22 protein-coding genes are annotated in these 21,024 nt (G+C 71.6%); 14 read left to right on the top strand and 8 right to left on the bottom strand.

The features are described 5' to 3' along the window. The first annotated feature begins 170 nt into the window (after nt 1–170). The 5 genes from argC to ACXNSR_RS08640 all read left to right on the top strand — a co-directional run bounded on the left by argC (nt 171) and on the right by ACXNSR_RS08640 (nt 5,132). Nucleotides 171–1,199 carry an N-acetyl-gamma-glutamyl-phosphate reductase gene (gene argC, locus ACXNSR_RS08660; protein ID WP_458641542.1) on the top strand — a complete coding sequence of 343 codons (1,029 nt, stop codon included), beginning with the start codon at nt 171–173 and terminating at the stop codon, nt 1,197–1,199. A gap of 88 nt (nt 1,200–1,287) precedes the next feature. Continuing rightward, nucleotides 1,288–2,445, top strand: coding sequence for a bifunctional glutamate N-acetyltransferase/amino-acid acetyltransferase ArgJ (gene argJ, locus ACXNSR_RS08655; RefSeq protein WP_458641541.1), 1,158 nt, complete (start codon nt 1,288–1,290; stop codon nt 2,443–2,445). After that, complete coding sequence (argB, locus tag ACXNSR_RS08650; protein WP_458641540.1) at nt 2,442–3,386, top strand: acetylglutamate kinase; 945 nt, start codon at nt 2,442–2,444, stop codon at nt 3,384–3,386. The genes argJ and argB overlap by 4 nt, the downstream gene beginning before the upstream one ends. Further along, nucleotides 3,383–4,588, top strand: coding sequence for an acetylornithine transaminase (locus tag ACXNSR_RS08645; RefSeq protein ID WP_458641539.1), 1,206 nt, complete (start codon nt 3,383–3,385; stop codon nt 4,586–4,588). Before argB ends, ACXNSR_RS08645 begins: the two co-directional genes overlap by 4 nt. A gap of 7 nt (nt 4,589–4,595) precedes the next feature. Further along, the gene (locus tag ACXNSR_RS08640) at nt 4,596–5,132 is read left to right on the top strand and encodes an arginine repressor (RefSeq protein WP_030765547.1); all 537 of its coding nucleotides are present in this window, start codon (nt 4,596–4,598) and stop codon (nt 5,130–5,132) included. Nucleotides 5,133–5,154: 22 nt separating this feature from the next. Here the strand turns inward: ACXNSR_RS08640 and ACXNSR_RS08635 are convergent, their stop codons facing one another. Then, nucleotides 5,155–5,880, bottom strand: coding sequence for an SDR family NAD(P)-dependent oxidoreductase (locus tag ACXNSR_RS08635; RefSeq protein ID WP_458641538.1), 726 nt, complete (start codon nt 5,878–5,880; stop codon nt 5,155–5,157). A 105-nt stretch (nt 5,881–5,985) separates the two neighbouring features. On the opposite strand from ACXNSR_RS08635, the gene ACXNSR_RS08630 reads away from it, so the two are divergent. Continuing rightward, on the top strand, nt 5,986–6,825 hold the full coding sequence (locus ACXNSR_RS08630; RefSeq protein ID WP_458641537.1) for a LysR family transcriptional regulator: 840 nt from the start codon (nt 5,986–5,988) through the stop codon (nt 6,823–6,825). Nucleotides 6,826–6,832: 7 nt separating this feature from the next. On the opposite strand, the gene ACXNSR_RS08625 is transcribed toward ACXNSR_RS08630, so the two are convergent. Genes ACXNSR_RS08625 through ACXNSR_RS08615 form a run of 3 tightly spaced genes read right to left on the bottom strand, consistent with a single transcriptional unit; the run spans nt 6,833 to nt 9,470 of the window. Continuing rightward, on the bottom strand, nt 6,833–7,519 hold the full coding sequence (locus ACXNSR_RS08625) for a L,D-transpeptidase family protein (RefSeq protein ID WP_458643228.1): 687 nt from the start codon (nt 7,517–7,519) through the stop codon (nt 6,833–6,835). Between the two features lie 6 nt (nt 7,520–7,525). After that, nucleotides 7,526–8,107 carry a pyridoxamine 5'-phosphate oxidase family protein gene (locus ACXNSR_RS08620; protein ID WP_458641536.1) on the bottom strand — a complete coding sequence of 194 codons (582 nt, stop codon included), beginning with the start codon at nt 8,105–8,107 and terminating at the stop codon, nt 7,526–7,528. A 4-nt stretch (nt 8,108–8,111) separates the two neighbouring features. Continuing rightward, nucleotides 8,112–9,470: a HEAT repeat domain-containing protein gene (locus tag ACXNSR_RS08615; RefSeq protein WP_458641535.1), complete on the bottom strand. Its 1,359-nt coding sequence runs from the start codon at nt 9,468–9,470 to the stop codon at nt 8,112–8,114. 185 nt (nt 9,471–9,655) lie between these two features. Here ACXNSR_RS08615 and ACXNSR_RS08610 point away from each other — a divergent pair, with 185 nt between their 5' ends. Then, a complete protein-coding gene (locus ACXNSR_RS08610; protein ID WP_458641534.1) occupies nt 9,656–10,849 on the top strand; it encodes an argininosuccinate synthase in 1,194 nt (397 codons plus the stop codon). 126 nt (nt 10,850–10,975) lie between these two features. Further along, nucleotides 10,976–12,403, top strand: a complete 1,428-nt coding sequence (gene argH / locus ACXNSR_RS08605; protein WP_458641533.1) for an argininosuccinate lyase — start codon at nt 10,976–10,978, stop codon at nt 12,401–12,403. A gap of 205 nt (nt 12,404–12,608) precedes the next feature. Here argH and ACXNSR_RS08600 read toward each other — a convergent pair whose 3' ends face one another. Then, nucleotides 12,609–13,118 (bottom strand): HAD domain-containing protein, encoded by a 510-nt coding sequence (locus tag ACXNSR_RS08600; RefSeq protein ID WP_458641532.1) that lies wholly within the window; start codon nt 13,116–13,118, stop codon nt 12,609–12,611. A gap of 90 nt (nt 13,119–13,208) precedes the next feature. Between ACXNSR_RS08600 and ACXNSR_RS08595 the strand changes: the two genes are divergently transcribed. From ACXNSR_RS08595 to ACXNSR_RS08585, 3 genes are all read left to right on the top strand, one after another. Beyond that, a complete protein-coding gene (locus ACXNSR_RS08595) occupies nt 13,209–13,760 on the top strand; it encodes a TetR/AcrR family transcriptional regulator (RefSeq protein ID WP_382600293.1) in 552 nt (183 codons plus the stop codon). Further along, nucleotides 13,757–15,301 carry an MFS transporter gene (locus ACXNSR_RS08590; RefSeq protein WP_458641531.1) on the top strand — a complete coding sequence of 515 codons (1,545 nt, stop codon included), beginning with the start codon at nt 13,757–13,759 and terminating at the stop codon, nt 15,299–15,301. Before ACXNSR_RS08595 ends, ACXNSR_RS08590 begins: the two co-directional genes overlap by 4 nt. A 70-nt stretch (nt 15,302–15,371) precedes the next feature. After that, nucleotides 15,372–16,847: a membrane-associated oxidoreductase gene (locus ACXNSR_RS08585; RefSeq protein WP_458641530.1), complete on the top strand. Its 1,476-nt coding sequence runs from the start codon at nt 15,372–15,374 to the stop codon at nt 16,845–16,847. A gap of 7 nt (nt 16,848–16,854) precedes the next feature. On the opposite strand, the gene ACXNSR_RS08580 is transcribed toward ACXNSR_RS08585, so the two are convergent. Next, on the bottom strand, nt 16,855–17,484 hold the full coding sequence (locus ACXNSR_RS08580) for a lysophospholipid acyltransferase family protein (RefSeq protein WP_030765574.1): 630 nt from the start codon (nt 17,482–17,484) through the stop codon (nt 16,855–16,857). Nucleotides 17,485–17,777: 293 nt separating this feature from the next. Here ACXNSR_RS08580 and ACXNSR_RS08575 point away from each other — a divergent pair, with 293 nt between their 5' ends. The 3 genes from ACXNSR_RS08575 (at nt 17,778) to ACXNSR_RS08565 (ending at nt 20,131) form a co-directional block, all read left to right on the top strand. After that, the gene (locus ACXNSR_RS08575) at nt 17,778–18,953 is read left to right on the top strand and encodes a glycerophosphodiester phosphodiesterase (RefSeq protein ID WP_458641529.1); all 1,176 of its coding nucleotides are present in this window, start codon (nt 17,778–17,780) and stop codon (nt 18,951–18,953) included. Nucleotides 18,954–19,026: 73 nt separating this feature from the next. Beyond that, nucleotides 19,027–19,587 carry a sigma-70 family RNA polymerase sigma factor gene (locus ACXNSR_RS08570; protein ID WP_458641528.1) on the top strand — a complete coding sequence of 187 codons (561 nt, stop codon included), beginning with the start codon at nt 19,027–19,029 and terminating at the stop codon, nt 19,585–19,587. Between the two features lie 37 nt (nt 19,588–19,624). Then, a complete protein-coding gene (locus ACXNSR_RS08565) occupies nt 19,625–20,131 on the top strand; it encodes a GNAT family N-acetyltransferase (RefSeq protein ID WP_458641527.1) in 507 nt (168 codons plus the stop codon). On the opposite strand, the gene ACXNSR_RS08560 is transcribed toward ACXNSR_RS08565, so the two are convergent. Together ACXNSR_RS08560 and ACXNSR_RS08555 are read right to left on the bottom strand one after the other, a co-directional pair. Beyond that, nucleotides 20,121–20,573, bottom strand: coding sequence for a hypothetical protein (locus tag ACXNSR_RS08560; protein WP_458641526.1), 453 nt, complete (start codon nt 20,571–20,573; stop codon nt 20,121–20,123). The genes ACXNSR_RS08565 and ACXNSR_RS08560 overlap by 11 nt on opposite strands. Continuing rightward, complete coding sequence (locus ACXNSR_RS08555; protein ID WP_458641525.1) at nt 20,566–20,934, bottom strand: hypothetical protein; 369 nt, start codon at nt 20,932–20,934, stop codon at nt 20,566–20,568. Before ACXNSR_RS08555 ends, ACXNSR_RS08560 begins: the two co-directional genes overlap by 8 nt. Nucleotides 20,935–21,024: the final 90 nt, after the last annotated feature.

Here is a 21,024-nt window from a genome sequence, read left to right as displayed (position 1 = left end):
GCGGGTCGCAAGCGGCGGAAACGACGTCGGAGCGCACTCTTTCCTGCTACATATTTTCCTGCGGGCGCCGTGCGCGCCCGGTCCTTCGGTGCCCCTTTCCCGTCGCGATCAAGAGCATTGCATAAACGTGCGTAAGTACGTATAGTCATGCCATCGATGAGGAGGGTCCGATGGTGGTACGTGTAGCGGTGGCCGGAGCGAGCGGGTACGCGGGCGGAGAAGTCCTGCGCCTCCTGCTCTCGCACCCCGAGGTGGAGATCGGCGCCCTCACCGGCAACTCCAACGCCGGACAGCTCCTCGGCTCCCTGCAACCGCACCTCGTGCCGCTCGCGGGACGCACCTTGGAGGCGACCACCTCCGAGGTCCTCGCCGGCCACGATGTCGTCTTCCTCGCCCTCCCGCACGGCCAGTCCGCCGCCGTCGCCGCCCAGCTCGGCGAGGACGTCCTCGTCGTCGACATGGGCGCCGACCACCGGCTCAAGGACTCCGCCGACTGGGACGCCTTCTACGGCGCCCCGCACGCGGGCACCTGGCCCTACGGCCTCCCCGAACTGCCCGGCGGCCGTGAGGCGCTGACGGGGACCAGGCGCATCGCGGTCCCCGGCTGCTTCCCCACCGCCGTCTCCCTCGCGCTCTTCCCCGCCTACCAGGGGAAGTTCGCCGAGCCGGAGGCCGTGATCGTCGCCGCCACCGGAACCTCCGGCGCGGGCAAGGCCCTCAAGCCGCACCTCCTCGGCGCCGAGGTGATGGGCTCGGTGACCCCGTACGGCGTGGGCGGCGGCCACCGCCACACGCCCGAGATGGTCCAGAACCTCAGCCCGCTCGCGGGGGAGCGCGTCAGCGTCTCCTTCACGCCGACCCTCGTGCCCATGGCGCGCGGCATCCTCGCCACGTGCTCGGCCAAGGCACTCCCCGGCACCACCGCCGAATCGCTGCGCGCCGCGTACGAGAAGGCCTACGCCGACGAGCCCTTCGTCCACCTGCTGCCCGAGGGCCGGATGCCGTCCACCAAATCCGTCCACGGTTCCAACGCCGTCCACGTCCAGGTCGCCTACGACGAGTCCGCCCGGCGGATCATCGCCGTCAGCGCCATCGACAACCTGACCAAGGGCACCGCCGGCGGCGCGGTGCAGAGCATGAACATCGCCCTGGGGCTTCACGAGAGCCTGGGTCTTTCCACGATCGGAGTCGCACCGTGAGCGACGCGCGCGCAGCCACCGGGCTGCAGGCGACGACGATGGCCGCACCGGCGCGCTGCGCGGGCGGAGAAGCGAACAGGAGCACACAGTGAGCGTCACGGCAGCACAGGGATTCACGGCAGCCGGCATCGCCGCCGGGATCAAGGCCAACGGCAACCCCGACCTGGCCCTGGTGGTCAACAACGGGCCGAGTCTCGCCGCCGCGGGCGTCTTCACCTCCAACCGCGTCAAAGCCGCCCCCGTGCACTGGTCCGAGCAGGTCCTGCGGGGCGCCGCCGTCAGCGCGGTCGTCCTGAACTCCGGCGGCGCCAACGCCTGCACCGGCCCCAAGGGCTTCCAGGACACCCACGCCACCGCGGAGAAGGTCGCGCAGGTGCTCGGCGGGGACTTCAACGCCGGCGAGATCGCGGTCGCCTCCACCGGCCTGATCGGCGTCCTGCTCCCCATGGACAAGCTGCTCCCCGGCATCGAGACGGCGGCCGCGGCCCTGTCCGCGGACGGCGGCGAGGCCGCAGCCATCGCCATCAAGACCACCGACACCGTGCACAAGACGGCCACCGTCTCCCAGGGCGGCTGGACCGTCGGCGGCATGGCCAAGGGCGCGGGCATGCTCGCCCCGGGCCTGGCCACCATGCTCGTCGTCATCACCACCGACGCCGACCTGGACAGCGCCACCCTCGACAAGGCGCTGCGCGCGGCCACCCGCACCACCTTCGACCGGGTCGACTCCGACGGCTGCATGTCCACCAACGACACGGTGCTGCTGCTCGCCTCCGGCGCCTCCGGCCTGGTACCGGCGTACGAGGACTTCGCCGAGGCCGTGCGCAAGGTCTGCGACGACCTGGCCCGCCAGCTCATCGGCGACGCCGAGGGCGCCAGCAAGGACATCCGCATCGAGGTCATCGGTGCGCTCACCGAGGACGACGCGGTCGAGGTCGGCCGGTCCATCGCCCGCAACAACCTCCTCAAGTGCGCCATCCACGGCGAGGACCCGAACTGGGGCCGGGTGCTCTCCGCGATCGGCACCACCAAGGCCGCCTTCGACCCGGACCGCCTCAACGTCGCCATCAACGACGTCTGGGTCTGCCGCAACGGTTCGGTCGGCGACGACCGCGACCTGGTCTCCATGAAGGGCCGCGAGGTCCGCATCACCGCCGACCTGTCGAACGGCAGCGAATCCGCCGTGATCTGGGGCAACGACCTGACCGCCGAGTACGTCCACGAGAACAGCGCCTACTCCTCATGAGCGACGAGAAGGCCGGCCAGCCCGGCACCTCCGGCGGCACCGCCCGCAAGCACACCGCCCTGCCCAAGGCGCAGATCCTCATCGAGGCCCTGCCCTGGCTCACCCGCCACAACGGCAAGGTCGTCGTCATCAAGTTCGGCGGCAACGCCATGATCGACGAGGACCTCAAGGCCGCCTTCGCCCAGGACGTGGTCTTCCTGCGCCAGGCCGGCCTGAAGCCGGTCGTCGTCCACGGCGGCGGCCCCCAGATCAACGCCCAGCTCGACAAGCAGGGCCTGGTCAGCGAGTTCAAGGCGGGGCTGCGCGTCACCACCCCGGAAGCCATGGACGTCGTACGGATGGTCCTCGCGGGCCACGTCCAGCGCGAGCTGGTCGGACTGCTCAACCAGCACGGGCCGCTGGCCGTCGGCATGACCGGCGAGGACGCCCGCACGATCATCGCGACCAAGCACAGCCCGGAGATCGGCGGCGAGGTCATCGACATCGGCCGGGTCGGGGAGATCACCTCCATCGACACCGGCGCGATCGAGGCCCTGCTGGAGGACGGCCGGATCCCGGTCATCTCCTCCATCGCGGGCAGCGCCGACGACCACCACGTCTACAACGTCAACGCCGACACGGCGGCCGCGGCGCTCGCCGCCGCCCTCGGCGCCGAGACGCTGATGGTCCTCACCGACGTCGAGGGCCTCTACGCGGACTGGCCGAACAGCGACGAGGTCATCAGCAAGCTCACCGTCAGCGAGCTGGAGAAGCTGCTGCCCGAGCTGTCCAGCGGCATGGTGCCCAAGATGGAGGGCTGCCTGCACGCCGTGCGCAACGGCGTGAACACCGCCCGCGTGCTCGACGGCCGGGTCCAGCACTCGATCCTGCTGGAGATCTTCACGGACTCCGGCATCGGCACGATGGTCGTGCCCGACCACCAGTCAGGGGGAACGGAATGACGCAGGGCACCGGCAACCAGGAGTACGGCGCCCGCTGGCAGGACGCGCTGGCCAACAACTACGGCACCCCCGCGGTCGCGCTCGTACGCGGTGCGGGCGCCCAGGTCTGGGACGCCGACGGGAAGCAGTACACCGACTTCGTCGGCGGCATCGCGGTCAACGCCCTCGGGCACGCCCACCCGGCGATCGTGGCGGCCGTGACCGAGCAGATCTCCACGCTCGGCCACGTCTCCAACCTCTTCATCTCCGAGCCGGTCGTCGCGCTCGGCGAGCGGCTGCTCCAGCTCTTCGGCCGCCCCGGCAAGGTCTTCTTCTGCAACTCGGGCGCCGAGTCCATCGAGGCCGCCTTCAAGATCGGCCGGCTGACCGGGCGGACCCACATGGTCGCCACCGACGGCGGCTTCCACGGCCGGACCATGGGCGCCCTCGCGCTCACCGGCCAGCCGAAGAAGCAGGAGCCCTTCCGGCCGCTGCCCGGCGACGTCACGCACGTCCCGTTCGGTGACGTGGAGGCCCTGCGGGCCGCCGTCACCGAGGAGACCGCGCTCGTCGTCATCGAGCCCATCCAGGGCGAGAACGGCGTCGTCGTACCCCCCGCCGGATACCTGACCGCCGCCCGCGAGATCACCCGCGCCACCGGCACCCTGCTCGTCCTCGACGAGGTCCAGACCGGCATCGGCCGGTGCGGCCAGTGGTTCGAGCACCAGGCCCACGAGGACGTCGAGCCCGACATCGTCACCCTCGCCAAGGGGCTGGGCGGCGGTCTGCCCATCGGCGCGGTGGTCGCCTTCGGCCCCGTCGCCGACCTGCTCCAGCCGGGCCAGCACGGCACCACCTTCGGTGGGAACCCCGTCGCCTGCGCCGCCGGCCTCGCGGTGATCGACACGATCGCCACCGGCGGACTGCTCGACCAGGTGAAGGCCCGCGGCGAGCGGCTGCGCTCCGGGATCGAGGGCACGGGCCACGCCCTGGTCTCCCACGTACGGGGTGCGGGACTGCTGCTGGGTATCGTGCTGACCGAGCCGCTCGCCGCCCGGGTGCAGCAGGCGGCTCAGGACGCCGGCTTCCTGGTCAACGCGCCCGCCCCCGACGTCGTACGGCTCATGCCCCCGTACGTGCTCACCGAGGCCGAGGCGGACGCGTTCGTCCGGGCCCTGCCCGGCATCCTTGACGCAGCAGGCGGGGACGGATCCGGAGAATGAGACGACGATGAGTCAGGCGCAGGACAACGAGCAAGGCGGCCAGGCCGTCCCGCAGACCCGCACCGCGCGTCACCGCCGGATCGTGGACATCCTCAACCGGCAGCCGGTCCGCTCCCAGAGCCAGCTGGCCAAGCTGCTCGCGGACGACGGGCTGAGCGTCACCCAGGCGACGCTCTCGCGCGACCTGGACGAGCTGGGCGCGGTGAAGATCCGCAACACCGGCGGCGAGCTGATCTACGCGGTGCCCAGCGAGGGCGGCTTCCGCACCCCGCAGGCCCCGCTCGGCGAATCCGCGAAGGAGGAGCGCATGCGGCGCCTCTCCGGGGAGCTGCTGATCTCGGCGGAGGCCTCCGCCAACCTCGTGGTCCTGCGCACCCCGCCGGGTGCGGCGCAGTTCCTCGCGTCGGCGATCGACCAGGCCGAACTCCGCGCGATCCTCGGCACGATCGCGGGCGACGACACCCTGATGCTGATCAGCCGGGACCCGGCGGGCGGCCAGGCCCTGGCCGACCACCTGCTGCGGCTGGCGCAGAAGGAAGGCTAGGCCCTCCCTCCCGGTTCGCCCGTCACCAGGGCACCGGTCCACCGTCGTCGAAGAATCCGCCGGTCGGTCCGTCGTCGGGCAGGGTCGCGAGCCGAATCGCGATCGCCGCGCCCTGGTGGGGAGTCCGGACTCCCTGGAAGCCGTTGAGGTCGGTGGCGGTGTAGCCGGGACAGCCGGAGTTGATCAGGATGCCGGTGCCGCCCAGTTCCTTCGCGTACTGGACGGTGACGGCGTTCAGGAAGGTCTTGGACGCCAGGTAGGCCGTGGGAACCGGGCCCATGTCGATGCCGGGCGTGGTCTGCAGGCCGAGCGAGCCGACGCTGCTGGACACGTTCACGATCCGCGGCGATGCCGAGCCGCGCAGCATGGGCAGCATCGCGTTGGTGACGCGGATGACCCCGATCACGTTGGTCTCCACGACGGCCCGTACGGTCGCGGGATCGAGCGTGGTGGGCGTCTGCGGCGTACCGCCGGTGATCCCGGCGTTGTTGACCAGGACGTCGAGCCCCCCGGCGCGGTCGGCTACCAGCTCGGCCGCGGCGGCCACGCTCGCGTCGTCCGCCACGTCGAGCGGAACGCCGAAGGCGTCCGTCCCGGCCGCGCGCAGCTTCTCCACCGCGGTGTCGCGGCGCTGCCGGTCCCGCGCGCCCACGCCGATCCGCCAGCCGAGGGCGCCCAAGCCCGCCGCGATCTCGTATCCGATTCCCTTGTTCGCGCCGGTCACCAGCGCGATCCTCTGTTCACTCATGTCGTCCAGCGTGGTCCGCACCCGGGTGGGACGTCCAAGACCGACTGGGTGGGCGGCGATACCGTACGGATATCGGCCGTGGTGAGCGCCGGATACGATGGCGCGGTGGAGACGCGGGAGTTGCGATACTTCGTCGCCGTCGCGGAGGAGTTGCACTTCGGGCGGGCGGCGCAGCGGCTCGCCATGGCGCAACCACCCCTGTCGCGGGCGATCCAGCAGCTCGAGAGGCGGCTAGGAGTGGTCCTGCTGCACCGCACCGCCCGCGCAGTCGCCCTGACCGAGGCCGGGTCGGTGCTCCTGCGGGAGGCCCGGGCCGCACTCGACGCGGTCGAAGCCGCCGAGCGCCGCACCCGCCGCGCTGCTGCCGAACCGTTCGGCGTGGTGCTGGCCACGAAAGCCGGAGCGTCCAGCGAACTGCTGTCGAAGCTGCTGGCCGCCTACGCCGCCGAGCCCGGCGCGGTCGCCGTCGAGGTGATGCTGTGCGGGCCCGGCGAACAGGAGAGGCTGCTGCGCGACGGGCGTGCCGACGTCGCCCTGCTCCACCGGCCCTTCGACACGACGGCCGGACTCGACACCGAGGACCTGCACACCGAACAGCAGGTCGTGGTCCTGCCCGCGGGGCACCCCTTCGCCGGCCGATCCCATATGTCGATGGCCGAGGTCACCACCTTGACGGGCCTGCCCCTGCCACGCTGGCCCCGACGGGGCGGGGGCTATCCGGACGGACCCGGCCCGCAGGTGCGCGACCACACCCAGCTGTTCCAGCTGATCGCGCTCGGACGGGCCTGCGCGGTCGTGCCCGAGTCCCTCCGGGCCCACCTGCGCGACGACCACGCGACGGTGCCGGTGCCGGACGCACCGGCTGTCACGACCGTCATCGCCTGGCCACCACACAGCAGGTCCAAGGCCGTCGCCGACCTCGTCCGCACCGCGACGCGCCTCTAGCCAGGGTTCAGTACCGGGTCACGGCAAGGTCCCCGGACTCCGTGCCGATCGCGATGTGCGGACGGCGGCGCGGGTCCGCCCAGCGCAGGATCGCCCGCATGGCCTGCTCGGGCACGGACACGCAACCGGCCGTCGCGCCCTTGCCGTTGACGTGCAGGAAGATCCCGGCGCCCCGGCCGCGCACGGGCCGGTCGTAGTTGAAGGCGATCACCAGCGCGTGCGCGTACTGCTTCTCGTACGTGACCAGGTGCTCGGCCTCGCCCGGCGCGCAGTCCGCCGGCAGCGGCTCGACCCAGCGGTTGTAGTGGGCGGACGCGTTGTCCTGGCACCACCAGGAGTCGGGGCCCACCCGCCGGTAGGCCTGGTCCGTGCCGACCGGGGCCCGCCGGATCCCGAAGGCGTAGGGGAGTTCGAAGAGACCCGTGGGCGTGGTGTTCGTGCCCTGGGTCCGGGTCGCACCCTCGGTGAGGCCGTTCGCGCCGAACCGGGCGGGCGCGCTCCCGGACCGGTGCCAGCGCCCCGCCCAGCGGTCCCACCAGATCACCCGGCCGGTGGTGGATCCGGGCCCGGGCGCGACGGCGGTGATCAGCTGACTGCCGCCGCCGGTGTCGGCGAGCCGCTCGGGCAGGGGCGCGGGGCCCTGCGGGAGCAGGGAAGTGACGATCAGTGAGACGGTGACTACAGCGGTACGCAGCACATGTCAGACGGTACGGGGCGGAAGGGGCAGCGGCAGCGCAGGCAGGCCGTCGACGCTCGATCCGATGAACTCGTTCTTCTCGCAGTACGCGGCGAACTCCTCGTCCGTCTTGCGGCCGAAGTACTCCGCGTGCAGGGTCCGCTCGCCCTGGTACTCCATCAGGGGGACGGCGTACCCGCAGACATCCGCGATCCGGCGGGCACGGACCAGGATGACCGCCCGCGCCGCCGGCCCGTCCGCGTCACCGAACAGGGCGATCAGGTCGCTCCAGCGGGGATCGTCGCGGAAGACCGCCTCGCCCTCGCCGTGGATGCGCACGATGTTGGGCGGCCCGGAGAACGCGCACCACATCAGGGTGATCCGGCCGTTCTCCCGGACATGGGCGATGGTCTCGGCGCCGCTGCCCCCGAAGTCCAGGTAGGCCAGGGTCTGCTCGTCGATGACGACGAGGGTTCCGGCGCGGCCCTTGGGGGAGAGATTGACGTGACCGTCGCCCGTGAGCGGTGCGGTCGCGGTGAAGAAGACCGGCTGTGCCTCGATGAACGCGCGGAGCCGGCCGTCTATTCGGTCGTGAAGTTTTCCCATGGGTTCAGTATCCGTCCGAGGGGGCCGGCCGGGCCGGAAGCCCGAGCCGTGCGCGCATGAGCCGCATCACGTACGCGCTGAACAGGTGCGTGCAGCGGTCCAGGAGCATGCCGACCTCCGGATCGCGGACCGGCAGGTCCGGGGGCCTGTGGGGGGACCACATGCTCTGGACGCGCTGGGCCGCGACGGTCCGCAGGCCCGGGTCACGGTCCGTCAGCAGCTCCGTGGAGGCGCGCAGTCCGGCCACCCCGCCCCGGGCGAAGAGGATCCGGTAGGCGGCCCGGCGGGTGTGTGAAGGCCGCTCGGGCGCGATGCGGTCCATCAGCCAGTCGACGGGCAGCAGCGGGGCGGAGGCGCTCAGGCTCCGGGCCACCTCGCGGGCCACCGCGGGCGACGGGTCGTCCAGCAGGGCCCGCAGCAGCTCGATGTCCGTGGTGTCCAGCAGGCGCAGCCCGGCGACGGCCGCGGCCCGCATCCGGCCGTCGGGGTGCTCCAGCAGCACGCGCAGCAGCGGCGCGTCCTCGCGTCGGGCGCACTCGGCGAAGCCGGTCACCGCGTACGGGGTCACGCGGGCGGGATCGGCGAGCCGCTCGCGGCACACGGTGTACGGGTCGCCGCCGCCCTGGCGAACCAGCCACCGGGCACAGGCCCGGACCATCCCGGAGCGGTCGTCGAGGTGATCGGCGGCCTCGGCGGCCCGGCCGGCCCCGCGCAGGGCGGTGACCCCGGCCGCGCGGACCATCTGACCGTGCCCGCCGAGCAGCGTGTCGACGGCCTCGTCGTCCGGCCCGTTGGCGGCCAGGGCGGCCAGCGCACCGTCCGTCCACAGTCCGCCGGTCACCGGGTCCGGCTCGGCGGCCGCCAGCCGGGCCATTTCCCTCACGCCCAGCAGCCCGGCGTCGAGGGTCAGCCGCGCCGCGAGCCGGCGGGTCGGCGGGTCCGCGCTCCCGCGCAGCTCGCCGAGGAGGTCGCGGTCGCCGTCCAGCACGGCCCCGAAGCGTTCCAGCGCCCACGCGCCCTGCTCGCGCCGGCCCAGCCGGACCACGAGCGGTGTCAGCCGCAGCACGGTGCCCGCGGGGTCGTCCGCCAGGGCCGCGGCCAGCACCCGCCTGGCCCGCTCCCGGACGGCCGGTACCCAGTCCGTGCACCGGATCGCGACCAGCTCCACCAGCAGCGGCGACGGCTCCCGGAGCGCCGCCTCGCGGATCCGGCCGTTCGCGTGGCACAGCTTCACGGCGTCCGGTGTCCCGAGGGGGCTCGTGTACGACCAGTGGTGGGTCCGCCGGACCGCGCGGTCGAAGGCGATCCACTCGGCCGCCGGGCTCCCCGGTGGCGGAAGCCGGTCCTGCGTGTCCGTGTCCATACGCCCTCCCCTGCGGTTGTCAGGGCTGATCGTAGGGAACCGAGCGGCTGCCTGCCTCCCATATATCCGCAGGTCAGGTGGGGGTGGGCGGGTGACACGCGGGATCTCCGCGGAGGTCGATTGACGAAACATACGGAGTAGTGCATAGTTATGCCTGTCGTTGAATGCACCGTAAGGAGAAACCCGTGACCGAGCGCGTCGTACTCGCCTACTCGGGCGGCCTGGACACCTCCGTCGCCATCGGCTGGATCGCCGAGGAGACGGGCGCCGAGGTCATCGCCGTTGCCGTGGACGTCGGCCAGGGTGGCGAGGACCTGGACGTCATCCGCAAGCGCGCGCTCGACTGCGGTGCGGTCGAGGCCGAGGTCGCCGACGCCTCCGACGAGTTCGCCAATGAGTACTGCCTCCCGGCGATCAAGGCGAACGCCCTCTACATGGACCGCTACCCGCTGGTCTCGGCGCTCTCCCGGCCGGCCATCGTCAAGCACCTGGTCGCCGCCGCCAAGAAGCACGGCGCCACGACCGTCGCCCACGGCTGCACCGGCAAGGGCAACGACCAGGTCCGCTTCGAGGCGGGCATCGTCGCCCTCGCCCCGGACCTCAAGTGCATCGCGCCGGTCCGCGACTACGCGATGACCCGGGACAAGGCGATCGTCTTCTGCGAGGAGAAGCAGCTCCCGATCGCGACCACCAAGAAGTCCCCGTACTCCATCGACCAGAACGTCTTCGGGCGCGCCGTCGAGACGGGCTTCCTGGAGGACATCTGGAACGCCCCGATCGAGGACATCTACGAGTACACCTCGAACCCGGCCCTGCCGCGCGAGGCCGACGAGGTCGTCATCTCCTTCAAGGAGGGCGTCCCGGTCGCCATCGACGGCAAGCCCGTCACCGTGCTGCAGGCCATCCAGCAGCTCAACGACCGCGCCGGAGCCCAGGGCATCGGCCGGATCGACATCGTCGAGGACCGCCTCGTGGGCATCAAGTCCCGTGAGGTGTACGAGGCCCCGGGTGCGATCGCGCTGATCACGGCCCACCAGGAGCTGGAGAACGTCACCGTCGAGCGCGAGCTGGCCCGCTACAAGCGGCAGGTCGAGCAGCGCTGGGGCGAGCTGGTCTACGACGGCCTGTGGTTCTCCCCGCTCAAGCGCGCCCTGGACGGCTTCATCAACGAGGCCAACCAGCACGTCACCGGCGACATCCGGATGACCCTGCACGGCGGCCGCGCCGTCGTCACCGGCCGGAAGTCGGACGAGTCGCTGTACGACTTCAACCTCGCGACCTACGACTCGGGCGACACCTTCGACCAGTCCAAGGCCCAGGGCTTCATCGAGATCTTCGGTCTCTCCTCGAAGATCGCGGCCCGCCGCGACCTCGCCTGACCGGCCGGCAGTCCGTACCGCCTCCCCGTTACCTCCGCGGCGGGGAGGCGGTTGCACATCCGGGGCTCTCCGGGCCCCGGAGCCTTACCAGCAGTCAAAGCCATGCAGTCTTGAGGAGCAGTAGCTGTGAGCAGCAACAAGGGTGACGTCCGGCTCTGGGGCGGCCGGTTCGCCGACGGTCCTTCGGAGGCGCTGGCCCTGCTGTCGGCGTCGGTCCACTTCGACTGGCGCCTCGCGCCGTACGACATCGCGGGCTCCCGCGCCCACGCCCGCGTGCTCCACAAGGCGGGCCTGCTCACGACCGAAGAGCTCGACCGCATGATCGCCGGACTCGACCAGCTCGAAGCCGACGTGGCCGACGGCTCCTTCACCGGCACCGTCGCCGACGAGGACGTGCACACCGCCCTGGAGCGCGGCCTGCTGGAGCGGCTCGGCGCCGAGCTCGGTGGCAAGCTGCGCGCCGGCCGGTCCCGCAACGACCAGGTGGCCACCCTCTTCCGGATGTACCTGCGCGACCACGGCCGGATCATCGGCGGTCTGATCGCGGACCTCCAGGACGCGCTGGTCGGCCTCGCCGAGACGCATCACGACGTGGCGATGCCGGGCCGGACCCACCTCCAGCACGCGCAGCCCGTGCTCTTCGCCCACCACGTCCTGGCCCACGTGCAGTCCCTGTCCCGGGACGCGGAGCGGCTGCGGCAGTGGGACACCCGCACCGCGGTCTCCCCGTACGGTTCGGGCGCCCTCGCCGGCTCCTCGCTGGGGCTGGACCCGGAGCAGGTCGCCGCCGACCTGGGCTTCGAGCGGGGCTCGGTCGGCAATTCGATCGACGGTACGGCCTCGCGCGACTTCGTGGCCGAGTTCGCCTTCGTCACCGCGATGATCGGGATCAACCTGTCCCGGATCGCCGAGGAGATCATCATCTGGAACACGAAGGAGTTCTCCTTCGTGACGCTGCACGACGCCTTCTCGACCGGGTCGTCGATCATGCCGCAGAAGAAGAACCCGGACATCGCGGAGCTGGCGCGCGGCAAGTCGGGCCGGCTCATCGGAAACCTGACCGGCCTGCTCGCCACGCTCAAGGCGCTGCCCCTGGCGTACAACCGGGACCTCCAGGAGGACAAGGAGCCCGTCTTCGACTCCTGCGACACCCTCGAGGTCCTGCTGCCGGCCTTCACCGGCATGATGGCCACCCTCACGGTCAACCGGGAGCGGATGGAGGAGCTGGCCCCCGCGGGCTTCTCGCTCGCCACCGACATCGCCGAGTGGCTGGTCAAGCAGGGCGTGCCGTTCCGCGTGGCCCACGAGGTGGCCGGTGAGTGCGTCAAGGTCTGCGAGGGCGAGGGCATCGAGCTCGACCAGCTGACGGACGAGCAGTTCGTGAAGATCTCGGAGCACCTGACGCCGGAGGTCCGGACCGTCCTGAACGTCAAGGGCGCCCTGGCCTCGCGCAGCGGCCGCGGCGGCACCGCCCCGTCGGCGGTCGCCACCCAGCTCACCGAGCTCAAGGCCGATCTGGTCATCCAGCACGCCTGGGCGGCCCACAAGCAGTAGGCGCCCCCACTGCGTCCGCCGCCCTGCGGCCCGCACGCCCGTAGGACCCGGACCCGGGTCCGGGCCTGTACGTCCGCGGCGGAATGCCCGGAGGGGCGGCAGGAGCCCTGTGCTCCCGCCGCCCCTCCGGTGTTTGCCCCAGACGCCCGGTTGCCCCACCGGCCACTGCCCGGCCCCGGGGGAGCCGCCCGTTCGCCACCGCGCGTCACGCCGCCCAGTCCGCCAGCGCGTCGAAGTCCGCGCGGACCAGCCCGATCCGCTCGTCGATGCGCATCAGCAGGGTCTGCGCCGGGTGATGCTGGTCGACGTACTCGCGGTCCATCGCCGTGATGTCGTCGTCGATCCAGGCGAAGGGGCGCTCGCCCGCGTATTCGAGGATGTACTGGGTCTTCCAGAACGTGCCGCGCGGCGCCCGGCCGTGCATCACCGGCCAGTCGATGAAGGGGAGTCTCGGCAGACCCAGGTGCGGACCTATCCAGTCGTTGGCCTCGTCCTTCCACGTGGTGGCCCAGACCAGCTCGTAGGTGTCCGCGAGGGCGAGCAGCTCCGCCCCGTGGCCGGGATTGAGCCACACCCGCAGGGGCTTGGTCCGCTCGGCCCCCGTCCAGCCCGTCGGGCGCATGCGGTGGGTGCGATAGCCCTCGGGGCGGCGCTGGGCCTGGGCCGCGTAGGGGTTCAGCGGCCCGTCGACGTCGATCAGCAGCAGTGGCTTCATTTCGGCAGGATTCCGTTCCGGCCACCCCTCGGGCAGCTCATTTTTCGACGGAATGAGACACGAGAGTCTCATTCGGGGTATGCTTGTCTCATGGCCATGGATCGTGACCAGGTGCTCCGCGATGCGGCCGCCCTGCTTTCCCGCAAGTCGACCGCCACGATGGACGAGGTCGCCCGCGCCGCCGGCATCGGGCGCGCGACCCTCCACCGGCACTTCGCCGGACGCGACGCCCTCGTACGGGCCCTCGAAGAACTCGGCATCCGGGAGTTCGAGGTGGCCTTCGACAACGCCCGCCTCGACGAGGGCACGGCGGTGGAGGCGATCGGACGCCTCGTCGCCGAGTCCGAGCCCAATGCCCAGCTGCTGGCCTTCCTCGTCACCGAGAACCAGCTGTTCGAGGGCGACGAGGTCAACGAGGGATGGGCCCGGCTCGACGCCCGCGTCAGCGCACTCTTCCGGCGCGGCCAGGAGGAGGGCGATATCCGGATCGACCTGACCCCCGCATGGCTCACCGAGGCGCTCTACGCCCTCGTCGGGGCCTGCGCCTGGGCCGTGATGGACGGCCGGGTCGCCGCCAAGGACTTCCAGTACATGATCATCGAGCTGTTGCTCGGTGGCGCCAGACGGAGTGTGGAGAAATGAGCAGCATCCAGCAGCTGAACAGCCCGACCGGGACGGAGACCAGGAGCCGCGGCCGCTGGCTCGCCCTGGGCGTGCTGGTGCTGGCCGTGCTGCTGGTCGCCGTCGACGCGACCGTACTCGGCCTCGCCACGCCCGCGCTCTCCGAGGACCTCAAGCCGTCCGGCACCCAGCTGCTGTGGATCGGCGACATCTACTCCTTCGTCATCGCCGGACTCCTGGTCTCCATGGGCAGCCTCGGTGACCGAATAGGCCGCAAGAAGCTGCTGCTCACCGGCGCCACCGCGTTCGGTGCCGTGTCCGTGCTCAACGCCTACGCCACCAGCCCCGAGATGATGATCGTCGCCCGGGCCCTGCTCGGCGTGGCCGGCGCGACCCTGATGCCGTCCACCCTCGCGCTGATCCGCAACATCTTCCACGACCCCAAGGAGCGCAGCCTCGCGATCGGCATCTGGGGCGCCACCGCTTCGGCCGGCGCGGCCGTCGGCCCGGTCGTCGGCGGAGCCCTGCTCCAGCACTTCTGGTGGGGCTCGGTCTTCCTGATCAACCTCCCCGTGATGATCGCCCTGGTCGTCGTCGGAATCAAGCTGCTCCCCGAATCCAAGAACCCGGTCGCCGGTCCCTGGGACCTCGTCAGCGTCGGCCTCTCCCTCGTCGGCGTGATCAGCGTGGTCTACGCCGTCAAGGAAGTCGCCACCCATGGCGTGACCTGGGAGGTCGCGGCCACCGCGGCACTCGGCGCGGGCGCCCTGTACGCCTTCGTGCGCCGTCAGTTCGGGCTGGCGTCGCCGCTGCTCGACATGCGGCTCTTCAAGCACCGCGGCTTCTCCGGCGCGGTACTCGCCGACCTGCTCACCGTGTTCGGCCTCTCCGGACTGGTCTTCTTCCTCTCCCAGTTCCTGCAGCTCGTCCAGGGCCGCGACCCGCTGGAAGCGGGCCTCGCCGAACTGCCCGCCGCCATCGGCGCGGTGGTGACCGGCCTGATCGCGGGCCGGTACGCCCGCCGGTACTCGGTACGGTCCATCGTGGCCGGCGGCCTCGGCGCCATCGGCCTGGCCCTCGCCGTGCTCACGCTGATCCACAAGGAGAGCGGCTACCCGCTGCTCGGCGCGGCCCTGCTCGTCGTCGGCCTCGGTGCCGGTTTCTCCTTCACCGTCACCGCCGACGTGATCCTCTCCAGCGTGCCCAAGGAGCAGGCCGGTTCGGCCTCCGCCGTCTCCGAGACGGCGTACGAGCTCGGCGCCGCCCTCGGCATCGCCCTGCTCGGCTCCATCGTCACCGGCGTCTACCAGAGCTTCACCGCCCCGGCCTCGGTCGCGGGCCCGGTCGCCGACGCCGCGCACGAATCCCTCGGCGGGGCCGTCGAGGCCGCCAAGGCACTGGACCCGCACACCGCCCAGGTGATGGTGGGCGCCGCCCAGGACGCCTTCGTCGACGGGCTGCGGCTCGCCTCCGGCGTCGGCGCGGCCGTCCTGCTGGCCACCGCCGTGGCCGCCTGGTTCCTGCTCAGGGGCCAGCGGCTCCAGGAGGGCGTCGAGCACTGACGTCCCGTCGAAGGGATGGTGTTCCGGCCGGAGTTGACAGTTCGCGGAACTGCGGGACACCATCCCGGCGATGGAGATCAACGATCTGACCCCGGCGGAACGCCGCGTCTGGGAAGCCTTCCCGCGCGGCGACGGGGTCGACTTCCGGCACACCCCCGAGGACAGCTCCGTCGACGGGGCCGACTGGGGGCCCGACCGCACCCTGCGCGCCGAGGTGCTGCGGGCCATCCTGCTGGGAGCCGGGCCCGTCGTCCAGGGCCGGATCCCCGGCCTCAAGGTCAAGGGCGCGAAGATCGTGGGCAAGCTGGACCTGCGCTACGCCGTGATCGACCACCCCATCCGGCTGCGCGACTGCTGGTTCGAGCGCAAGCCCCTGATCTACGGGGCCCAGCTGCGTGCCCTCGTCCTCGGCTACTCCACGCTGCCCGGCCTGACCGCCTCCACGGTGCGCGTCGAGGTGGTCCTGCGGCTCTCCTGCTGCCGGATCGCCGGGCCCGTGCGGCTCCAGGGCGCCAAGATATCCGGGGGGCTCTTCCTCCAGGGCGCCGTGATCGGCCCCACCGCCGGCGAGGAGGCGGACGAGCCCCCGCTCCAGCTCAACCACATCGAGGTCGACACCGACATCATCGCGAACGACCTGACCGTGCACGGCCAGCTCCGCCTCAACGGGGCCACCGTCGGCGGCCAGATCCAGCTCGACCGCGCCCGGCTGCTCGCCCCCGGGGGGATCGCCCTGCACGCCGAGAACCTGACCGTCGGCACCGACCTGCGCGCGCACCGGATGCAGGCCCGCGGCATGGTCAACCTCACCGGCTCCCGGATACCGGGCCAGGCCAACCTCACCCGAGCCGACCTCGCCAACCCGGACGGGACCGCCCTGCGCGCCTCCAGCTGCGCCATCGGCGAGCTGTGGCTGCGCCGCTGCGAAACGATCCGGGGCGACGTGAACCTGCGCCGGTCCACCGTCGACCTGCTCCACATCGACCCGCAGGCCTGGCCCGAGCGGATCGCCATCGACGGCCTGACCTACCGCACCCTCGCCCCGCACCTGCCCGCCGAGCAGCGGCTGCCCGCCCTGGAGCGGGAGGAGTCCGGGTACCTCACGTACGCCTACGAACAGCTCGCGGCGGCCTACCGTACGGCGGGCGACGAGGCGGCCGCCCGGACCGTCCAGCTCGCGAAGCTGCGCAGGCACCGCCGCACCCTGCCCCGGGCCGCGCGGGCGTGGGGACTGCTCCAGGACGTCACCGTCGGCTACGGCTTCCGGCCGCTGCGCGCGGCGGGATGGCTGCTGGCGTTACTGATGACCGGGTCGATCGCGTACGGCATCGACCCGCCGCGCGCCCTGAAGGCGGGGGAGGCCCCTGACTTCAACCCGGTCTTCTACACGATCGACCTGATGGTGCCGATCGTCGGTTTCGGCCAGGAGGGGGCCTTCGCGCCGGGCGGCCTGCACCAGTGGCTGTCGTACCTGCTGATCGTGACCGGCTGGATCCTCGCCACCACCACGGCGGCGGGCGTCAGCCGGTCACTCCAGCGTCAGTAGCGGAGCGCTACGCGGCCTTCGCCTTGGTGGCGTACATGTCGACGTACTCCTGGCCCGAAAGGCGCATGACCTCGGCCATCACCGAGTCGGTGACGGCGCGCAGCACGTAGCGGTCGCGGTCCATGCCCTCGTAGCGGGAGAACTCCATCGGCTCGCCGAAGCGGACGGTGACCCGGCCCGGTCGCGGCATGCCGGCGCCGCCCGGCTGGAGCTTGTCGGTGCCGATCATCGCGAACGGCACCACGGGGGCGCCGGTCATCAGGGTCAGGCGGGCGATGCCGGTGCGGCCGCGGTAGAGGCGGCCGTCGGGGGAGCGGGTGCCCTCGGGGTAGATGCCGAAGATCTTGCCCTCTTCGAGGATCCGGCGGCCGGTCATCAGGGCCGCGACGCCGCCGTTGGCCCCGTCACGGTCGACGGGGATCATGCCGGAGCCGGTGAAGAACCAGGCCATGGCGCGGCCCTTGATCCCCTTGCCGGTCACGTACTCGTCCTTGCCGATGAAGTGGACCGTACGGTCGCACACCAGCGGCAGGATCATGGAGTCGATGAAGGTGAGGTGGTTGCCCGCCAGAATCACCGGCCCGGAGCCGGGGATGTTCTCGATGCCCTCCACACGGGTGCGGAACATCATGCGCATGACCGGTCCGACAGTGGCTTTGATGAGCTTCGTACGGAACAACGTGGGCCCTCCGGCATCGAAAAGCGGTTCGCGCACCCACCACACGGCGGTAGCGCAGGTGAGGACGATACTCGCGGGTCAGCTCCGAGCGCACATCGGGTTCACGTGTCGGATACGCAGTGTTGACGCACGTTTCCGCCACGTTCCCCGGATGTGCCGTCGTCGCACGCCCCTCGGTCACCCCTGTTTGCCTACCATCGGCACGCCGATCGCGGGCCGCGACACGGCGATCACGAAGAGGAGTGACACTCATGACACAGGGTGGGGCAGCGCGGCGCACGGTCCTGGGGGCGGCCGTCCTGGCGGCGGGGACGGGGATCACGGGACTGGCGGCGGGTTCCGCCGCCGCGGCCGAGGGCGGGTACGGGGAGGGACGCGGCGACGGGGGATACCGGGACCTCCCCCACCCGACGGTCATCGGCCATCGCGGAGCCAGCGGCTACCGCCCGGAGCACACGATCGGCTCCTACCAGCTCGCCCTCGACCTGGGTGCCGACGTCATCGAGCAGGACCTCGTCCCGACCAGGGACGGCCATCTGGTGTGCCGCCACGAGAACGAGATCGGCGGGACCACCGATGTCGCCGACCACCCCGAGTTCACCGCGCGGCGCACCACGAAGTCCGTCGACGGGGTCTCCGTCACGGGCTGGTTCACCGAGGACTTCACCCTGGCCGAGCTGCGGACCCTGCGCGCGAAGGAACGCATCCCCGCCGTCCGCCAGCGCAACACGCTCTATGACGGCCAGTGGGCCGTGCCCACCTTCGAAGAGGTGCTCCGCTGGGCCGACCGCGAGGGCAAGCGCCGCGGCCGGCGGGTGTGGCTGCACGTCGAGACCAAGCACCCCACCTACTTCCGGGGCCTGGGCCTCGGCCTGGAGGAGCCCCTCGCCAAGCTCCTGCGCCGCTACGGGCGCGACGGACGGGGCGCCGCCCTCTTCCTCCAGTCCTTCGAGCCCTCCAGCATCCAGCGGCTCTCCCGGCTGGTCTCCGCGCCCCGCGTGGTCCTGCTCTCCGCCGCCGGCACCCGCCCCTGGGACTTCGAGGTGGCCAAGGACCCGCGTACGGTCGCCGACCTCGTCGAGCCCGAGGGGCTGAAGTGGATCGCCGGCTTCGCCCAGGGCATCGGCCCGACCATGGACCTGATCCTCCCGCGCGACGCGGCCGGCAAGCTCGGCGCGCCGACCACCCTGGTGAAGGACGCCCACGCCCGCGGGCTGCTGCTGCACCCCTACACCGCGCGCAACGAGAACAGCTTCCTGCCCGCCGACTACCGCAAGGGGACCGACCCCACCGCGTACGGGGACGCCTTCGGCGCCTTCCGTACCTACTTCGAACAGGGCATCGACGGCATCTTCACCGACAACCCGGACACCGGACTGCTCGCCGCCGAGGCCTTCCGCCCGGGCCGACGCCCCGTCAACCGCTGAGCCCCCGTTCCCGTACGAGTGGGCCGGGCCCGGTGGGGAAACCGTCCGGCCCGGCCCGCTCGTCCCGCCCGGCATGGACCTGCTGAAGGCTGATTACGTCGACAAGCTCGGCCCGCTGCTCTCCGCCGAGGCGGCCGCGGAGGCACCGGGCACCGGAGTGGACGCGGCCGACCTGGAACAAGCCGTCTGGGTCAGGCTGCTGGAGAGCGGCCGCCACGTCACCGATCCGGCCGAACCCGCCGAGCCGGCGCGGTGGCTGCGCCGGGCGGTCCGGGCGGAGGCCCGCCTCGCCCGGCGCCGCGCCAGGCGGGAGATCCCGTACGGCCACCGCCAGCACCCGGTGGACGGGAACGCTCCGGCCGGCCCGGCCCCCGCGGCCGAGCCCGAAGACGCCCTCCTGCACGGCGAGGAGAACCGCGCACTCCGATCGGCGGTCGCCCGGTTGCCCGGACGCTGTCCCGAGCTGATGAAGGCACTTCTTTCGCCCAGAGACCTCACTTACCGTGAAATCGCAGGAGAGTTGGGTATCTCACAAGGAAGTTTAGGGCCCGTCCGTTCCCGTTGCCTGGGATGTCTGCGCAGAATGCTGGCTGCAGAGGTTGCGGCTCCTGGCCTGCGGGGAAAGGAGCGGTAGACCAACGGGCTACCAGGTGAGCTGGAGGCATGCGCACATGGGCATGAGCGTGACCATTTCGGCGGCGGCTGCCGAGGACGCGGAGCAGATCTTCAAACTGCAGTACCTGGCCTTCCAGCGGGAGGCCGAGCTGTACGGCAACTACCTCATCCAGCCGCTCACCCAGTCCCTGGACTCCCTCAAGGGCGAACTGGCGACGGACACCGTCCTGGTGGCCCGGCTCGGCGACGAGATCGTCGGGACCGTGCGGGGCAACGTCGACGAGGACGGCACCGCCAAGATCGCCAAGCTCTGTGTGCACCCGCGCCTGCAGGGTCACGGTCTCGGGGCGCGCCTGCTGCGTGCGGTCGAGGAGGCTCTGGCGAGCCCCGGCAACACCACCCGCTTCCGCCTGCACACCGGGCACAAGAGCGAGTCGAACCTGCGCCTCTACCGCAAGGCCGGCTACGTCAAGGTCGGCGGCCGCACCGCCTCCGACGGCGTCCAGCTGGTGATCCTGGAGAAGGAAGCCAAGGACCCGACCGACTTCACGGTCAGCGCGTAGCCGCGTCGCGCCGCTTGCGCAGCCAGAGCATCCCGGTGATCGGCAGGATCACCGGGATGAACAGGTAGCCCATCCCGAACTGGGACCACACGGTCGTGTCGGGGAAGGAGTCGGGTCGCACCAGGGTCCAGGTCCCCACGGCCAGCACGCCGGCCAGCTCGGCGGCGCAGCAGATCAGCGCCGCCCTGCGGGCCCTATCCCCGCCGCGCACCAGTGAGTACGTGATGAACGCGTAGGCCAGCGCGGCCACGGCGGACAGCGAGTACGCCAGAGGCGCCCGGTCGAACTCGGTGGAGATCTGGAAGGCCGAGCGGGAGACCGCGCCCACCACCATCACGCCGTACAGCCACACCAGCAGCAGACCGGGCCCGGAGACGAGCCGCTCGCGTCCGGAGGCGGTGGCGGCGGCGCCGGCGGCGTCCGTCGTGTCGGAGTCAGGCACCGGTGGTTCCCCAGATGTCGTAGAGCCGTACTTCGAGGACGGCGAGCACGACGGCGCCGGCGGCCACCGTGATCGATCCCCACTTGGTCCGCTCGCTCAGCGAGAGCATCCCGGCCGCCGGGACCGCGGCGAACGCGCCCACCAGGTAGGCCACGAAGATCACCGTGCCCTCGTCGGGCTTCTCGCCCAGGGCCAGCTTGACCAGGCCGATCACCAGCTGCGCCAGGACCAGCACGGTCACGACGGCCATACCGATGAAGTGCCAGTCCTTGGTCGGCTGGTCCCGCCATGCGGCGTGGCCGCACCAGGCGGCGAGGGCGAGTGCGGCCACGCCGATGGCGACCGTCAGGGCGTCGAGCATGCAGCGAGGGTATTACGGGCCGTAAGACCCGATGCGCGCACCCCTGTCCCGGACAGCCCCGCGCGCTGAGCGCGGGCCCGGCGTCCCGAC

The organism is Streptomyces sp. NC-S4, assembly GCF_054353315.1.
This window is presented reverse-complemented; position numbering and strand designations above follow the sequence as displayed.

Bases quoted from the DNA above. Each gene is read 5' to 3' on its own strand.
- argC (WP_458641542.1), top strand. From the start codon at position 171: ATGGTGGTACGTGTAGCGGTGGCCGGAGCGAGCGGGTACGCGGGCGGA.
- argB (WP_458641540.1), top strand. From the start codon at position 2,442: ATGAGCGACGAGAAGGCCGGCCAGCCCGGCACCTCCGGCGGCACCGCC.
- ACXNSR_RS08645 (WP_458641539.1), top strand. From the start codon at position 3,383: ATGACGCAGGGCACCGGCAACCAGGAGTACGGCGCCCGCTGGCAGGAC.
- ACXNSR_RS08640 (WP_030765547.1), top strand. From the start codon at position 4,596: ATGAGTCAGGCGCAGGACAACGAGCAAGGCGGCCAGGCCGTCCCGCAG.
- ACXNSR_RS08635 (WP_458641538.1), bottom strand. From the start codon at position 5,880: ATGAGTGAACAGAGGATCGCGCTGGTGACCGGCGCGAACAAGGGAATC.
- ACXNSR_RS08620 (WP_458641536.1), bottom strand. From the start codon at position 8,107: ATGGGAAAACTTCACGACCGAATAGACGGCCGGCTCCGCGCGTTCATC.
- ACXNSR_RS08615 (WP_458641535.1), bottom strand. From the start codon at position 9,470: ATGGACACGGACACGCAGGACCGGCTTCCGCCACCGGGGAGCCCGGCG.
- ACXNSR_RS08600 (WP_458641532.1), bottom strand. From the start codon at position 13,118: ATGAAGCCACTGCTGCTGATCGACGTCGACGGGCCGCTGAACCCCTAC.
- ACXNSR_RS08595 (WP_382600293.1), top strand. From the start codon at position 13,209: ATGGCCATGGATCGTGACCAGGTGCTCCGCGATGCGGCCGCCCTGCTT.
- ACXNSR_RS08590 (WP_458641531.1), top strand. From the start codon at position 13,757: ATGAGCAGCATCCAGCAGCTGAACAGCCCGACCGGGACGGAGACCAGG.
- ACXNSR_RS08585 (WP_458641530.1), top strand. From the start codon at position 15,372: ATGGAGATCAACGATCTGACCCCGGCGGAACGCCGCGTCTGGGAAGCC.
- ACXNSR_RS08580 (WP_030765574.1), bottom strand. From the start codon at position 17,484: ATGCGCATGATGTTCCGCACCCGTGTGGAGGGCATCGAGAACATCCCC.
- ACXNSR_RS08575 (WP_458641529.1), top strand. From the start codon at position 17,778: ATGACACAGGGTGGGGCAGCGCGGCGCACGGTCCTGGGGGCGGCCGTC.
- ACXNSR_RS08570 (WP_458641528.1), top strand. From the start codon at position 19,027: ATGGACCTGCTGAAGGCTGATTACGTCGACAAGCTCGGCCCGCTGCTC.
- ACXNSR_RS08565 (WP_458641527.1), top strand. From the start codon at position 19,625: ATGGGCATGAGCGTGACCATTTCGGCGGCGGCTGCCGAGGACGCGGAG.
- ACXNSR_RS08555 (WP_458641525.1), bottom strand. From the start codon at position 20,934: ATGCTCGACGCCCTGACGGTCGCCATCGGCGTGGCCGCACTCGCCCTC.